Annotated in this window: 1 pseudogene; it reads right to left on the reverse strand. The window is 53.8% G+C overall.

Features of this window, described 5'->3' with window-relative positions:
* Positions 1–372: pseudogene (locus J8I82_RS38015) on the reverse strand (recombinase family protein); the annotation flags it as partial.

Below are 372 nucleotides of genomic sequence, written 5' to 3' on the forward strand. Positions count from 1 at the left end.
TTCCAGGATCTGCTGTTCAATCTGCTCAAGCCGGTTCTTCAACTGCTGCATCTTCGGCTCGAAGTCGGCCTTGTCGAGGATACCGTCGGCGTAGCTGTCAATCAGTCGTGATTTGCCTTTTTCAAGCTGAAGCCGCTGCTTGTCCAGGCTGGTGGTATCGAAACCGTTCTTTTCATTTCGCTCCAACACGTCCAGTCGACGTTCGTATTCTGTCTTCAGTCGATCTGGTTGCCTGAGCAACTCCACAACTTGCTGCCACACAAGCTCGTCGAGCTTGTCGGTTCGTACCTGCAGATTGTCACAGATGCGTTCGCCGCCGAAACGATAGGCGTCTGTCCCAACGCAGCGGTAATCGGCGTAATCCCGCTGATG

It is taken from the genome of Cupriavidus consociatus (assembly GCF_017814975.1).
Taxonomy (GTDB): domain Bacteria; phylum Pseudomonadota; class Gammaproteobacteria; order Burkholderiales; family Burkholderiaceae; genus Cupriavidus; species Cupriavidus consociatus.